Source organism: Nocardia citri (genome assembly GCF_054065835.1).
Map to the genome: position 1 here is coordinate 55,207 of NZ_JBSUQM010000023.1, position 13,799 is coordinate 69,005.

The window sequence follows — 13,799 nt, forward strand, 5'->3', positions numbered from 1 at the left end:
CGCGGGCTCACACAGACCCGAGCACTCGCTCGACGTAGGCGTTGGCGAAGCGACCTTTCGGATCGAAGCGGCGGCGCACCTCGGTGAAGTGATCCCAGTCCGGGTAGCGCGGGCGCAGCGTCTCGGCGGTTTGGAAGTGCCGCTTGCCCCAGTGCGGGCGGCCGTTGCATGTGTCGAAAACCGCCTCGCAGGCGCGGAAATACGGTTCGAAGGCCATGCCGCGGTACTGGTGCACGGCGATGTAACAGGTGTCGCGGCCGTTCGCGGGGGAGAGGAACGCGTCATCGGGGGCGACCCAGCGCACCTCGATCGGCATCGGCGTGTCGAATCGCGTCGCGAGTTCCTTGATCTCACGGATGGCGGCGACGGAATGTTCGCGCGGGATGGCGTATTCCATCTCGGTGAAGCGAATCAGCCGGGGCGAGGCGAAGACTCGATACGAGCGGTCGACCTGGCGGCGGTAGCTGCCCGCATAAGCGGCGCCCCGATGGATCAACGGCATCAGCCGGGGCCGGTGCTTGCCGAGTCGGCACACCGCGTCGAAGGCGTAGTTGGACATGAGGATGTCGGCGAACCAGTCGGCGGCCCTCCCGCGCGGCTGTTCTGGCAGGTCGACGGGGTTATTGCGCTTGGTCATCGCCAGTGGGCTGTGCCCGAACAGGTAGAACTCGAAATGCTGGTTGCCGTCGATGTAGGTGTCCAGATCCGCGAGGACATCCTCGACCGGCACCGGCCGCTCGATCCCCTCCAGTACGAACGACGGCACTAGTTGCAGCGTGACCGCGCTGACCACGCCGAGCGCTCCGATGCTGACCCGCGCCGCGCGCCAGCCGTCCGGATCGGACGCCTCGTTCAACTCGATCCGGCTGCCGTCGGCGAGCACCAGTTCGATGGATTGCAGTGCGGCCGAGATATTCTGCAGCGTCGCGCCGGTGCCGTGAGTGGCCGTCGCGGTTGCACCCGCGATGGTTTGCCCATCGATATCGCCCAGATTGGGGAAGGCCAGGCCGAGGGGATGTAGCGCATTGCTCGCGGCATTGAGGGTGATGCCCGCCTCGACTCGAACGCGGCCGGTCTCCCGGTCCACCTCGAGGATGCGGTTCAGCTGCGCGAGGTCGACCAGGATGCCGTCGGTGAGTACGGCGTCGGTGAACGAATGTCCCGCACCGGCGACGCGTACGCTTTGCCCGGTGGTGGCGGCGCGGCCGATGATCTCGGCTAATTCTTCGGTATTGCGTGGGGTGGCGACGGCGGCTGGTGCGCACTGCTGGTCCCCGGTCCAGTTCCCCCACGAATTGGTCATGTGTCCAATTTTAGGGGCTGGCTCGGACCGTCGCTAGATTTGTCCGGCTTTTGCGCTAACGTCTGCGGCCCGCGCAGACGAACGACTTGGCCTGTTCGACTTCCTCGTCCGTCAATGCCGGTACCGGCAGCGGCCGACGCGGGGTGTCATCGCTGCGTACGCCATTGAGGGCGATGGCCATATAGCGCTGCCAGGCGTTCGGATTGACCGGCTTGGAGAACTCGGCGAGCGCGTCGACCATATGGATCAGCGCGAAGAAGTCCGAAGGCTCGATATCGGGCTGCAGTACACCAGCCTTGCGCGCGCGATCGATGACCGCGGCGATGGTCGGCTTGATCCGGTCGCGCAACTGGGCGAAGCGGTCCGGGTCCTCCTCGAGTTCGAGAACGACCTCGCTGAAGCCGCGATTGGTCGCCAGATGGGTGCAGGCGTACTCGAAGAACTGGACCAGGCCCAGCCAGGGATCGGGATGTTTGGCGGCGGCGTCGGCGGCGACGGCGAATTCGCCGACGTTCTGTTCGAAGACCTCGGCGATCAATTCCTTCTTATTGGCGAAGCGCCGGTAGACGGTGCCGACGCCGACCCCGGCGCGTTCGGCCACGTCATCGAGGCTGATCTCCAGGCCGTGATCGGCGAAGAGTTGGCGAGCTGCCTCGACGATGCGCTGCTGATTGCGGGCAGCGTCGGCGCGTAGACGCCGAGGTGGGGGCACGGTAGTGGCGGGATTCACAGTCATATCCTAGCAATACGCGGGTCTAAGCGGAGGAGTTATCTCCGCTATGGCAATAGCTCCGCGCAGGTAAGCGGAGAAGGTTATTTCGGATCAAGCCCAACGCGATGCCGAGTCGCCGGACCGAGGCTCCCCAGTTACCACGAATAGATCTGCCGAACAGTTGCTGGCGCTCGCTTTCGTCCTCTTCCGAGGCGCTCTTGGTACCGCCGTCGGTGCCGCCATCATCGTCGGACCTGTGTCCGTAGGTGGGGACTTCGGCCGAACCTTCCAGGACTGGTACCTTTTCGGCGCTGACGTGTCGACGAACGACGGGCGGTCATAGTGCGTGCCGCCGTCCCGGATGTTCGGCTCGGCCGATCCGACCGTTAGCATTGCGCCGGTGGCATTCGGCTCGGCAGGAGGTCAGCGCATGGGGAAGCGGGCCCACACCCCTGCCGTCGAGCCGATGGTGCTGGTGGTGATCTCACTCGGCGGTGGTGTCGGCGCGCTGGCGCGCTACGCCATCGGCGTGTGGTGGCCCACACAACCGCACCAGGTCCCCTGGGCGACCTTCACGATCAATGTCGTGGGATGCTTTGCGATCGGAATTCTGATGGTTCTGATCACCGAGGTATGGGTAGCCCACAGACTGCTCCGCCCATTTCTAGGTATCGGTGTGCTCGGCGGCTTCACCACTTTTTCCACCTACAGCGTCGAGGTTCGTAGACTGCTCGAATCGGGTGCCGCGGTCGAGGCGCTCGGCTATCTCGGGGGGACGGTGGTCGCGGGACTGGGGGCGGTCGTGCTCGGCATGATTTCGGCGCGGTGGGCTACTGGTACGGCACGGCGGATGAGTTGAATAGTGGAGAGCGCGACGGAAGGGGGTCAGGCGATGAAAGATTCACTGACGGGCACTGGTCCGGCGGCGGGACAGTGGCACTCGGCGGCGCGGCTGACGCTGCTACTCGACGAGGACGACAAGTGGCGGCACGGTCCCCTGTACCACGAGATCGTGCGGCGCGCCCGCGACTGCGGACTGGCCGGTGCCAGCGTGTGGCGCGGGGTGGAGGGTTACGGCGCGTCCTCGCGCATCCACACCAGTCGGATCCTCGATCTGGCCGAACACCTACCCGTGCTGGTGATGATCATCGACGAGGCCGAACGGTTACGCGCCTTCGTCGAACAGAATTCCGAGGTTTTCGCCGCGGTGAACGTCGCATTGTCCGAAGTCGAGGTCTGGCAGCCGACGCTGGGGGTCGCCCGATGATGGTGCTGCTCGTCCTGGTCGGCGGCATGGTCGGTGCGCCGGCGCGATATCTCATCGATCGTGCGGTGGCCGCGCGATTCGAATCTCTGCTGCCGCTGGGCACATTGACCGTTAACATTGTCGGTTCGGCGTTGCTCGGTGGACTGATCGGCGCCGGCGCGAACCACTGGCTGCTGGCCGCGGCGGGAACAGGTTTCTGCGGTGCGCTGACCACATTCAGCACGTTCGGCTACGAGACGATCAGGCTCGCGGCCGAGGGCGCGTACGCCTATGCGCTGGGCAATGTGGTGCTCAGTGTCGCGACCAGCCTGACCGCGGTGTTCGCCGCCGCGGCCACGACCCACTGGTTGTGGTCATGATTTTGATGACGAGCCGGGCGCAGCCGATACGGAAGGGAAACCCGAGCATGGCCCATGATCGAGCCGGGCGGCCCGCGCGTCCCACCGACCTGGAGGACATCGCGCGTCTGGTAACGGCCTACTACAGCCGCATCCCGGATCCGGCCGAGCCCGCGCAGCTGGTGGCGTTCGGCACCTCGGGCCATCGGGGCTCCAGCCTGGACACCGCGTTCAATGAGGCGCATATCCTGGCCATCACCCAGTCGATTGTGGAATACCGTGCCACGCGGGGGATTACCGGTCCGGTGTATCTGGCCCGCGATACCCACGCGTTGTCCGAACCCGCGTGGACCACCGCGCTCGAGGTGCTCGCCGCCAATGATGTGACCGCGATGATCGACGCCCGCGATCGCTACACCCCGACGCCCGCGCTGAGCCATGCGGTGTTGCGGCACAACCGCGGTGGCGCAAAGCATCAGGCCGATGGCATCGTCGTCACGCCGTCGCACAATCCGCCGTGCGACGGCGGCTTCAAATACAACCCGCCGCACGGCGGGCCGGCCGATACCAAGGCCACCGATGCCATCGCCAACCGTGCCAACGAACTGTTGCGCAACGGCCTGGCCGGGGTGCGACGGACCACGCTGCGGCATGCGCTGGAGAACTGCGTCGAGCGCTACGACTACCTCGACCACTACATCGCGGATCTGCCGAATGTGTTGAACCTGGACGCCATTCGCGGCGCCGGAATCCGCCTCGGCGCCGATCCGATGGGCGGTGCCAGCGTCGACTACTGGGAGGAGATCGGGCAGCGCTACGACCTCGAACTCGAGGTCGTCAACCCGTTCGTCGATCCGACGTGGCGGTTCATGACGCTGGATTCCGACGGCAAGATCCGGATGGATCCGTCCTCGCGCTACGCGATGGCCTCGCTGATCGCCATCAAGGACGACTACGACATCTCCACCGGCAACGATGCCGACGCGGATCGGCACGGCATCGTCACACCCGATGGCGGACTGATGAATCCGAACCACTTCCTCGCGGTCGCCATCGAATATCTGGTCGCGAATCGGATGGGCTGGGATGCGCTCACCAAGATCGGCAAGACCGCGGTGAGTTCGTCGATGATCGACCGGGTGGTCAGCGTGCTCGGCCGCGATGTGTACGAAGTGCCGGTCGGATTCAAATTCTTCGTGCCCGGATTGTTCAGCGGCAGTCTGGCTTTCGGTGGTGAGGAGAGTGCGGGCGCATCGTTTCTGCGCATGGATGGCACCGTGTGGACCACCGATAAGGACGGCATCCTGCTCGCCCTGCTGGCCACCGAGATCGCCGCTGTCACCGGCCAGAGCCCGTCCGCGCGCTATGTCGAACTCGAGAAGCGCTACGGCAGTCCGGCCTATGCCCGCATCGACGCCGCGGCGACGCCGGAACAGAAAGCGCTGCTCGGGAAGTTGACTCCGGACATGATCACCACGAAGGAGATCGCCGGTGAGTCCATCACCGCCGTCCTCACCCGAGCCCGCGGCAACGGCGCGCCCCTCGGTGGCCTGAAGGTCACCACCGAAAACGCCTGGTTCGCCGCCCGCCCCTCTGGCACCGAAGACAAGTACAAGATCTACGCGGAGTCCTTCCAGGGCCGCGAACACCTGACCCAGGTCCAAGCGGCCGCGGAAGAAGTGGTTGGGCAGGCGCTGTCCGGTGAGTGATAGATCGACCGCGGGTTCGGCTGGGGCGCTAGGCTCGGCGGGCTCGGGAGTGACAGCGAAGTCGACCGGCGTGTTGGGATCGGTGGACACGGCAGCGGCGTTGGATCCGGGCGGGGCGGGGGCTGGATGGAGCGGGGCGACGTCCAGGGCGTTGCCGGTCGAGATCTGGGTGTTGGTCGGTGCGTCGTTTGTTATCGCCGCCGGGTTCGGGCTGGTGGCGCCGGTTTTGCCGCAGTTTGCGCGGGCCTTCGGGGTCGGGGTTGCAGCGGCTTCGGCGATTGTCAGTGCCTTTGCGTTGATGCGGTTGCTGTTCGCGCCGGTCAGTGGGCGGCTGGTGCAGCGTCTGGGGGAGCGGTCGGTGTATCTCGGCGGCTTGTTGATTGTCGCGGTATCGACAGGGGCCAGTGCATTCGCCCAGAGTTATTGGCAGTTGTTGGTGTTGCGGTCGGCGGGCGGGGTCGGGTCGACCATGTTCACGGTGTCGTCGCTGGCGCTGGTGATCCGGATGTCGCCACCGGCGCAGCGCGGGCGGGTGTCCGGGCTGTGGTCGACGAGCTTTCTGATCGGGTCGGTGAGTGGGCCGCTGGTTGGTGGTGCGCTCGCCGGGCTCGGGTTGCGCGCGCCGTTCCTGATTTACGCCGCGGCGCTGCTGCTCGCTACCGGGGTCGTCTATGTGAACCTTCGGCATTCGACCTTGGCCGCACGGGAACCGGTGGGTGGGCTGCGACTCATGTCGTTCCGGGAGGGACTGGCTCGGTCGGAGTACCGGGCGGTACTGCTCTCGAATTTCGCCAACGGTGCCGCGGTATTCGGCGTGCGGATGGCGCTCGTGCCGCTGCTCGTTGTCGAAGTGTTGCATCAGAAACCAGGCATGGCCGGTGTGACGCTCACGATGTTCGCCGCGGGCAATGTGGCAGTGCTTTTCGCATCCGGCAGGCTCTCGGACCGCTTCGGCCGCAAGCCATTCCTGATCATCGGATCCCTGATCTGTGCGGCCGGTACCGCCGGGCTCGGGCTCGCGCCGAACCTGGCCTGGCTGCTCGTGACCTCATTCGTGGCCGGGCTGGGCTCGGGCATGTTCACCCCCGCGCAGCAGGCGGCGGTCGCCGACGTCATCGGACCGAAGGCCCGCGGCGGCCCGGTCCTCGCGGGCTTCCAGATGGCGGCCGACCTCGGCACCGTCATCGGCCCGGTCGCAGTGGGCGCGGTGGCCCAGCAATTCTCTTACGGCCTCGCCCTCGCCCTGACCGGCGCACTACTTGCCATTGCCGCCGCCATCTGGGCATTCATCCCGGAACCACTGCATCGACGCGCTGTCGAATCGATAGTGGAAACCGTCACGGATTGCCCGCCCGACCACATCCGCGGCCCGGAGGGCACCGAGCACCTCCTGGCCGACAACCCCACCCGCAAGACGTCTCCCCTGGACATCTGATCACCGTGTAACCATGGCGGGGTTTCTCGACATTCGCCTGCGTTGATGCATGGCGATCAACGGTCCAGAACTTGCACCCCATGCGCGGGGTGGGCAGTGGTTGGGGCAGAGTGTTCGGGGTGAGCGAATCGGGATCGAAGTACACGCCGCGGCCGATGTCCAGCGCGACCACATATGCCCTGGGTGGGGTGGCGCTCGCGCTCATCGTGTTGATCGTGTTCCTCGCGTTCCGGTGGGGGCGCGACGACGCGGAGATCCGAAATGACGGGTACGGATCGGTGCACAGCGCGGACGTGCACACGGTCCTGGACCAGAACAACGGCACGATTCTCCTCGGCCGCCCTGACGCGGCGAAGACCATCGATGTGTACGAGGATCCGCTGTGCCCGTCCTGCGGCGCGTTGGAGCGGCTCTACGGTCAGGAGATCGCGCAGCAGATCGACGCGGGCAAACTCGCCATCCGATACCACCTCGTGACATTCCTCGACCCGAAGTCGAAGAGCAAGGATTATTCGACCCGTGCGGTCGCCGCGAATGAATGCGTCGCGGATAACGGTTCGGGTCCGGTGTATTCGAAATTCCACGCGCTGCTGTTCACCTCGAAGCAGCCGGGCGAAGGCAGCTCGGATCTGAGCAACGGCGATCTCGCCGACGTTGCCAAGCAATCAGGCGCTTCGCTGGAGGCGGTGCAGTGCATCAGCTCCGGCGCGAAACTCGACGCGGCGAAGATCCACGCGCAGATGGCTCGCGCCGCGCTGACCGATGCCAATGGCGAGGTCGCCACGCCCGCCGTCTTCGACGGCAAGGACAAGGTCGATGTCAACAATCACGAATGGGTCGTCGACCTGACGAAGTGAAGCACCTGTCCGGCGGGTTCCGGCTCACCCTTCGCGATCGCGGCCAGTTCACGCTCGACGAGTTCGTCGTGCGCCTTGGCCTGCGCGTCCGCCTTCTTCGGGCTCCAGTGCCCGGCCATCAGGGAGACGGACGGTAGGAATACGACCTGCGCGCCCAGGCAGATCCACCACCAGTGTTCCCACTGCTTGGGCGAATCGGCCTGCGCCTGCTGCACTTCCTTGGCGTCTCCGGCCAGATAGGCCCGGTCATCGGCCGGAATGGTGCCGAGCGCCGACTGCAGCTGGGGTGTCGCCTGCGCCAATTTGGGGCCGACGGCCGCCGCCGTACATGCCGACGATGCTGATCAGCGCGCCGAGGATCATGAACGGCTTGCGCACCTCGAGTTATTCCGACGTAATTCCGGCCAGCACCAGGGCGATCGCATCGGCGCCCCAGTACCAGTTGCCGAGCATATTGGCTTTCGCCGGCTGAAGCCGAAGTTCGTCGCCATATACACGGGTAGGAACGACACGATGGTGTAGAAGAAGGCGAGGAACAGGCTGATCGCCAACGCCGAGCCGATTATGTTGGGCCGCAACATCTGTCGCCACACGCCCCGCTCGATTTCCTCGACATCGAGACCGCGGGCGCGGGCTTCGATCAGCGCACGGTTCGCGCAACGTCAGCATGACCCGCGCGTGGATCAGGACGAGTTGCCGGGTGGACACAGGGTAGTGAGATGGATCATTGCCCGCAGGTGTTTCGGGCCATGAGAACGCTCGATTTGCGCAATTGGAATATTCGGTACCGATGAGTGGGACGATCGATTGACGTCGCAGGGATCTCGAGCTGGGTTCGGAATTATGCATTCCGTCGCCGCGGAGGGGTTTCGATTCCGCTGTTGGGCGGAGCTGTGCGGCGATTGCTGACCGTGTTGCTGGAAATAGCTCCGGCACTTGCGATTTCGTTCCGAAGACAACGGGGCCCGTGCCCGATGGCACGGACCCCGTCGCGTCTATCCGGTTTTACAGGTAAGAGCCGCACACGGGCCAAGCGCCCGGGCCCTGGGTGGCGAGTACGTTCTCCGCGACGCGGATCTGCTCCTCGCGGCTGGCGTTGGCCGGGCTGCCCGAGCCGCCGTTGGCGGCCCAGGTGCTCTGGGTGAACTGCAGGCCGCCGGAGAAGCCGTTTCCGGTGTTGATACCCCAGTTGCCGCCGCTCTCGCACTGGGCAACGGCATCCCAGTTGTGGCCGGCGGCCGATGCGGTGGCGGTGGACAGGCCGAACGGAACAGCGGCGATGGCACCGGCGACGGCAGCGAGACCAAGGGCACGGGTGAACTTGCGGTTCTGAGTCATGTGGATTCCTGGCTGCGCCCGCTCGGCTCCGGCGGACTTCCGCCGTGTCCCTGCCCCCAGCGGTGTAGGGGACCCTCGAAACCGCGGGGCAGGGTTACCGGCGTTCAGCGGTTCGGTTCGAGCCCGTCGCGTTGATCCGGGCTGTCGACGACGCTAGCGAATAATTCGCTACAGATCACGCTGCGATAACGCACGAATTGATCCGCTGGAAGGCTTGATTTCCCTTTATTTCCCCAGCTCGAATGCCTGAAAATTTATATATAAGACCGTTTGTGATAGTTACGTTATGTGTTCGGGATCACTACGAAATAGTGATCTGCGTCGCATTTTGGCGCCGGGTCCTGGGATGAATTTCCGGTTTCGCGGTCGGTTCCCTGTACTTCCAGTCAGGTGCGGATGGTGAAGTTGTTATCCGCTGGGGTATTTGTGAATTTCGCGCGCGGGCCGATTCGCGGTTCGAACGATCGAATGTCCGGGCGCCCAGTTGGTGCGCGACGGCAGGCCGGGCCCGCAGGATGGCCGCGCGAAAGTCCACTGCGCAGCGGTCGAAGCGCGCGATAAGCGGCTACAGTGCGCCGGGAACCTCTGGACCGGCATCGTTTGCGTAGATATCGCGGTAGAGACGCGGGACGTTGACCTCTAGTTCGTCTATGCTTTGGCCGCGGAAATGGCCTGGGTAGAGTCCGACCGGTAGCGCGCCGTCAGTAATTGCCGCGGCGACTGACCGACGGTCCTACTGAGCTGCGGCGCGCAGACCATACCCTCGGCATCCTCGGGTGCTTGTTGGATGCACTCTCGCCGGGACTGCCAAGCGTCAACCCAATCCGGGTCCACCGCACCGGTCGCAACCATCCTGCGGGGCAGTCGAGATCCTGCCGAAAGGTTGACCCAAGACAGTCGAACAACCCCCTCCGTCCCCCCGAATCGAGGCGATTTGGTTGCCGACACGGCAGTGGTGTAACTTCGTTCAGGCAGTCAGGGAAACCCGACAGCGACCCACTCGGGGCTATGGCGCAGCTGGTAGCGCACCACACTGGCAGTGTGGGGGTCAGGGGTTCGAGTCCCCTTAGCTCCACCCATGCAAAAGGCCAGGTCCGGCGATATTCCGGATCTGGCCTTTTGCTTTCACTCATGTCATTCACAGCCTTCTGACGACACGATTGACGACAGTTCAACTCGCCGTGTCGTCGGCGGACGAACCGAACAGGCTGTCCATCGAATCCAACGCGTCACGCTTCACGGCCTCGATCACCTCCATGTAGATGCCGGTCGTCACCGTGATCGAGCTGTGCCGCAAGATCTTTTGGACCGTGGCCGCCTCGACGCCCATGGTGAACAGCAAAGTCGCGCACGAATGCCGCAGATCCTGCACCCGGACTTCCGGAACCCCCGCTTTCTCGCACAGTCGATGGAACATGCGATTCACGTTCCGAGGCTCGATCGGTCGCCCCAGTTTCGTGGTGAACACCAAACCTGACTCGCGCCATTGGTTACCGGCCGCGAACCGCTCTTCGAGCTGACGTTTCCGATGCTCACGGAGCACGGCGAGCAGTGGCCGCGGTACCGGCAGCGTGGCCCGCGAACCATCCGTCTGGATGAGGTCGTGATCCGTCTGTCCGCCCTCGCCAGCGTTATCGCCGAACATCTCGATGCGGTCGACGCCAAGGTTGCGACCTTGGCGGGAACCGGTTGGGACGGTGTTGCCGCGCAGGCATATTCGGACGCTCATCGTGAATGGGCAGCCGGGGCAAGAGAATTCGCCGAAGGTGCCCGCGATATCAGCGAGGTGGCGCGCAAGGCACACATCGGCTACACGACCGCGGTCGAGGAAAACTTGGAGATGCTCCGAGGGGGATGAGCGGTGAAGGTCAACTGGCGGACCTACTATGAGGCCGCCAAGCAATGTCACGACCTCGCTGGCGAGCTGCGGCACGCCGATAAACCCGTGCACGACGCGGTCAAAGGCGCGTGCGCAGGTATGGCCGGTGACGCTCCCGGCTGCAAACAGTGAACAGGAAGGGCAAGCCGCTGTGAGTACGTACCAAAGCCTCGAACCGATCGGCCGGAATGAGGCGATCGCGATGCTCGATTCGGACGACAACCTGGCGGTTTCGCAGGCCATACTGCGGTTGGCTCTTCACGACCCTGATGGCGGATGGGTCACCGACCGCGCGCTCGCCCTGCTCGAGAATCCGGACCCCAATGTTCGCTCCGGTGCGGTGACGGCCCTGGGACACCTCGTGCGTATTCACAGGGCCATCGACACCGACCGCGTCGTTCCTGCGCTACGCGAACTCGTCAACGACCCGATCATCGGTGGTCGCGTTGAAGACGCATTGGACGACATCACCGTCTTCGGGGGACGGTCCTGAATCCCCAGCGCTGGCTGACAACAAGCAGGTGACGTGGCTGGCGGGGTGGGGACATAAGCGAGCCAGCGGATATTCGAATTTTGTTCTGCTAGCGGCACGGTCACCGGGACCGGCCGTGGCTATCACGCCTTGGGATTGCGCGGTGTTCGAGTGCCGACCGAACGGTGGTGTGGCGACGTTCAACCGGTCGCCGATGCGGTTCAGCGACTCGCCGTGCTGGTAGCTGGTGACGGCGTGGTCGATTTCGTCTTCGCTGAGCCGCCCTCGCTCCCGGATGTGGGTACCCGCGTCGCGCAGGATGGAGCGGATGCTGGCTTTGGCGAGTTGCCACTGGATGGCGAGCTGTTTGGCGGAGGCTCCGGCATCGTATGCGGCAGCGATCTCGGCGCGCTGGTTGGTGGTGAGGCGTCGTTGGAGTTGGTGGGGCCGGGCTGGATTAGGCCGCTTAGTCGGTGCAGGGGCTGGTCCGTCGGGGTCGGGCAGCGCCGCCAGCAACTGCTCCAGCGCTTCTACCTGCATGTTCGTGTTGTAGTACGGTCCCCCAAGGTCCACGGAAGTACCAGGTCAGGCTCGGTTTTTAACCGGGCCTGACCTTATTTGTTTGGCCTGGCCGCACGGAAACCCACCGTTTGCATTCTGCTTTGTATCGGATTCTTCGGACGGGCCGATGGGTGTGCTGATCCAAGGCATCCAAAGCCGCACAGCCGAGTTTCGGTGCGCACCGATATACGGAATGAGCGCACGTTGACCTGTAGGCGTTACTTCTCGGTTTGTGCGGACGTCAGCCGTCTCGCGACGCTTCGCGCACCCGATCGCGCCGGTCCTGGGGTCAGTACTCGTTCTTGATGACGAAGTAGGAGCCGCGTATGGTTCCGGCCAGCTTCGACTTCTGCCTCGCGAACTTGAACGAGGCGAGTTCGCCAGGGACTTCCATCCCGTCGGAGAGCTTGAACCCGACCGCCCGTTTCCCGAGGTCGTCGACGGTGTACATCACGTTGATCGACAGACCGTTCTCATAAAAGACGTATGCGATCCGTATGTTGTCGACCTGGAACGCTGTCGCCTCGAGCGGGCGAGAGGAGATGACGATTCCACGTTCTTCCGCGAGGATCCGGTTCACCCAGTCGATGGTCGACTCGGCGTCACTCGCAGGCTCAACCGTGAAGACGTGGCCGTACTTGTTCTTGAAGTACCGGGCCTCGTTCGCCCGCAGACCAGCCAGCGCGGCCGCGACCGGCGACGACTCCAGGCCGACGGTAGATACGGTGTTGAAGTCAACGGCATAGGGCATGGGAATTCCTCAGCATGTATGTCCGTTCGTGTCTGCGCGAATGTCCTTTGACATCGGACGAACCGCAGCGCTTCCAGTGGAAACATTACAAGGTCGCCTCCCGAGCTGTCGGTGACCGGCGGCGTGGCGGGCTGGTCGCGCGTGTAGCGGTCCCGGCCAGCGGGTCTGGAGGTCGCGGGCCGTGGTCGTGGCCGGCTTGGTGCAGCACGATCCGAGCCGAACACCCGGTTCCGGTCTGCCCCAAGGAAATGCGGTCACTGACAGCAACACCACCGGTGACCGTCGAGCTTTTCCTGCAGTGGGTTGCCTAGCGGTAGAAGTCGGCCGCGTCGAGGCTGGCGGGCACACCGAGCTCGGCGGCGACCGCAGTGATCGCGCTGTCGGCGACAGCCAGATCGACCTTGCCGTCGGTGGTGTAATACGGTGCGATGAACTTTTCGTAGTGGGCTCGGACCTCGCCCGCGGTTTGGCTGCCGAGGAACGTTCGCATATGCCGAACCGTGGTGTCGGGATCTTCGTGGATCACCCGGAGGGCGCGCCGGTGGGCGCGGACGAGGGCCTGGACCGCGGGGGCGTCCGGCTGGATGTGGTTGGGGTCGACGGCCACGCCGACAGTGGGGATCTGGAAGTGGTCGCCGACCCAGGCCAGTACCTGCCACCCGTGCTCGGCGGCGACCGCCTCCGGCGCCATGGTGCTGCCGACGTAGGCGGCGTCGATGCTGCCGTCGCGCAGTTGGCGCAGGTCCATGCCGTAGTCGCCGGGCGGCCGCACGATGCAGTGCACGTCGCGGTCCGGGTCCAGGCCGGCTCGGCGCACCACGATCCGGGCGAAGCAACCGGGCGCGGTGTCCGGCGGGTGGACCGCGAGCCGTCGGCCGGCCAAGTCCGTCAGCGAGGTCAGGCCGGCGCGGGCGAGGAACCAGAACAGCGGACGGTGTGTGTTGACGGTGAGCGTCACCCACGGGATGCCGCCGGTCAGCCGCGACAGCAGCGCCCGGCCGAGCCCGATGGTGGCGCTGTGGCGCAACCGTTCCTCGTCCCAGGTGGTGCCGTCGTGCAGTGCGACGTGCACCCTCTCGTCCGCGTAGTATCCCTCCTGGTCGGCGATATGGGCGACCAGTTCCTCGTGCAGGCCCCGGCCGACATAGGCCAGGTCAATGGTGTGCATAACCGTCCC

At 64.9% G+C, this 13,799-nt stretch carries 15 protein-coding genes and 1 tRNA gene; 8 read left to right on the forward strand and 8 right to left on the reverse strand.

Annotated elements, in window-relative coordinates:
- Window positions 1–7: 7 nt before the first annotated feature.
- Window positions 8–1,303 (reverse strand): D-arabinono-1,4-lactone oxidase, encoded by a 1,296-nt coding sequence (locus ACW2Q0_RS24795; protein ID WP_457193305.1) that lies wholly within the window; start codon window positions 1,301–1,303, stop codon window positions 8–10.
- A 55-nt stretch (window positions 1,304–1,358) separates the two neighbouring features.
- On the reverse strand, window positions 1,359–2,039 hold the full coding sequence (locus ACW2Q0_RS24800; RefSeq protein ID WP_457193306.1) for a TetR/AcrR family transcriptional regulator: 681 nt from the start codon (window positions 2,037–2,039) through the stop codon (window positions 1,359–1,361).
- Window positions 2,040–2,445: 406 nt separating this feature from the next.
- On the opposite strand from ACW2Q0_RS24800, the gene crcB reads away from it, so the two are divergent.
- The 6 genes from crcB (at window position 2,446) to ACW2Q0_RS24830 (ending at window position 7,621) form a co-directional block, all read left to right on the forward strand.
- Window positions 2,446–2,874, forward strand: coding sequence for a fluoride efflux transporter CrcB (crcB, locus tag ACW2Q0_RS24805; protein WP_457193307.1), 429 nt, complete (start codon window positions 2,446–2,448; stop codon window positions 2,872–2,874).
- A gap of 33 nt (window positions 2,875–2,907) precedes the next feature.
- On the forward strand, window positions 2,908–3,282 hold the full coding sequence (locus ACW2Q0_RS24810) for a DUF190 domain-containing protein (RefSeq protein WP_457193308.1): 375 nt from the start codon (window positions 2,908–2,910) through the stop codon (window positions 3,280–3,282).
- Window positions 3,279–3,641: a fluoride efflux transporter FluC gene (locus ACW2Q0_RS24815; RefSeq protein ID WP_457193309.1), complete on the forward strand. Its 363-nt coding sequence runs from the start codon at window positions 3,279–3,281 to the stop codon at window positions 3,639–3,641. The genes ACW2Q0_RS24810 and ACW2Q0_RS24815 overlap by 4 nt, the downstream gene beginning before the upstream one ends.
- 47 nt (window positions 3,642–3,688) lie before the next feature.
- Entirely contained in the window at window positions 3,689–5,329 is a 1,641-nt protein-coding gene (gene pgm / locus ACW2Q0_RS24820) for a phosphoglucomutase (alpha-D-glucose-1,6-bisphosphate-dependent) (protein ID WP_457193310.1), read from the forward strand.
- A 100-nt stretch (window positions 5,330–5,429) separates the two neighbouring features.
- Window positions 5,430–6,764, forward strand: coding sequence for an MFS transporter (locus ACW2Q0_RS24825; RefSeq protein ID WP_457193345.1), 1,335 nt, complete (start codon window positions 5,430–5,432; stop codon window positions 6,762–6,764).
- 119 nt (window positions 6,765–6,883) lie between these two features.
- Complete coding sequence (locus ACW2Q0_RS24830; RefSeq protein WP_457193311.1) at window positions 6,884–7,621, forward strand: DsbA family protein; 738 nt, start codon at window positions 6,884–6,886, stop codon at window positions 7,619–7,621.
- Here the strand turns inward: ACW2Q0_RS24830 and ACW2Q0_RS24835 are convergent.
- The gene (locus ACW2Q0_RS24835; RefSeq protein WP_457193312.1) at window positions 7,591–7,923 is read right to left on the reverse strand and encodes a hypothetical protein; all 333 of its coding nucleotides are present in this window, start codon (window positions 7,921–7,923) and stop codon (window positions 7,591–7,593) included. The genes ACW2Q0_RS24830 and ACW2Q0_RS24835 overlap by 31 nt on opposite strands.
- Before the next feature lie 703 nt (window positions 7,924–8,626).
- The gene (locus tag ACW2Q0_RS24840) at window positions 8,627–8,959 is read right to left on the reverse strand and encodes a transglycosylase family protein (RefSeq protein WP_457193313.1); all 333 of its coding nucleotides are present in this window, start codon (window positions 8,957–8,959) and stop codon (window positions 8,627–8,629) included.
- Between the two features lie 1,002 nt (window positions 8,960–9,961).
- Between ACW2Q0_RS24840 and ACW2Q0_RS24845 the strand changes: the two genes are divergently transcribed.
- Window positions 9,962–10,034, forward strand: a tRNA-Ala gene (locus ACW2Q0_RS24845).
- A 96-nt stretch (window positions 10,035–10,130) separates the two neighbouring features.
- On the opposite strand, the gene ACW2Q0_RS24850 is transcribed toward ACW2Q0_RS24845, so the two are convergent.
- The gene (locus ACW2Q0_RS24850) at window positions 10,131–11,081 is read right to left on the reverse strand and encodes a tyrosine-type recombinase/integrase (protein ID WP_457193314.1); all 951 of its coding nucleotides are present in this window, start codon (window positions 11,079–11,081) and stop codon (window positions 10,131–10,133) included.
- Here ACW2Q0_RS24850 and ACW2Q0_RS24855 point away from each other — a divergent pair.
- A complete protein-coding gene (locus ACW2Q0_RS24855) occupies window positions 11,041–11,331 on the forward strand; it encodes a HEAT repeat domain-containing protein (RefSeq protein ID WP_457193315.1) in 291 nt (96 codons plus the stop codon). The two genes, ACW2Q0_RS24850 and ACW2Q0_RS24855, sit on opposite strands and share 41 nt — an antisense overlap.
- Here ACW2Q0_RS24855 and ACW2Q0_RS24860 read toward each other — a convergent pair.
- The 3 genes from ACW2Q0_RS24860 to ACW2Q0_RS24870 form a co-directional block, all read right to left on the reverse strand.
- Window positions 11,245–11,850, reverse strand: coding sequence for a hypothetical protein (locus ACW2Q0_RS24860; protein WP_457193349.1), 606 nt, complete (start codon window positions 11,848–11,850; stop codon window positions 11,245–11,247). The genes ACW2Q0_RS24855 and ACW2Q0_RS24860 overlap by 87 nt on opposite strands.
- A gap of 310 nt (window positions 11,851–12,160) precedes the next feature.
- Window positions 12,161–12,622 (reverse strand): phage tail protein, encoded by a 462-nt coding sequence (locus ACW2Q0_RS24865; protein WP_457193316.1) that lies wholly within the window; start codon window positions 12,620–12,622, stop codon window positions 12,161–12,163.
- Between the two features lie 307 nt (window positions 12,623–12,929).
- On the reverse strand, window positions 12,930–13,790 hold the full coding sequence (locus ACW2Q0_RS24870; RefSeq protein ID WP_457193317.1) for an ABC transporter substrate-binding protein: 861 nt from the start codon (window positions 13,788–13,790) through the stop codon (window positions 12,930–12,932).
- Between the last annotated feature and the right edge of the window lie 9 nt (window positions 13,791–13,799).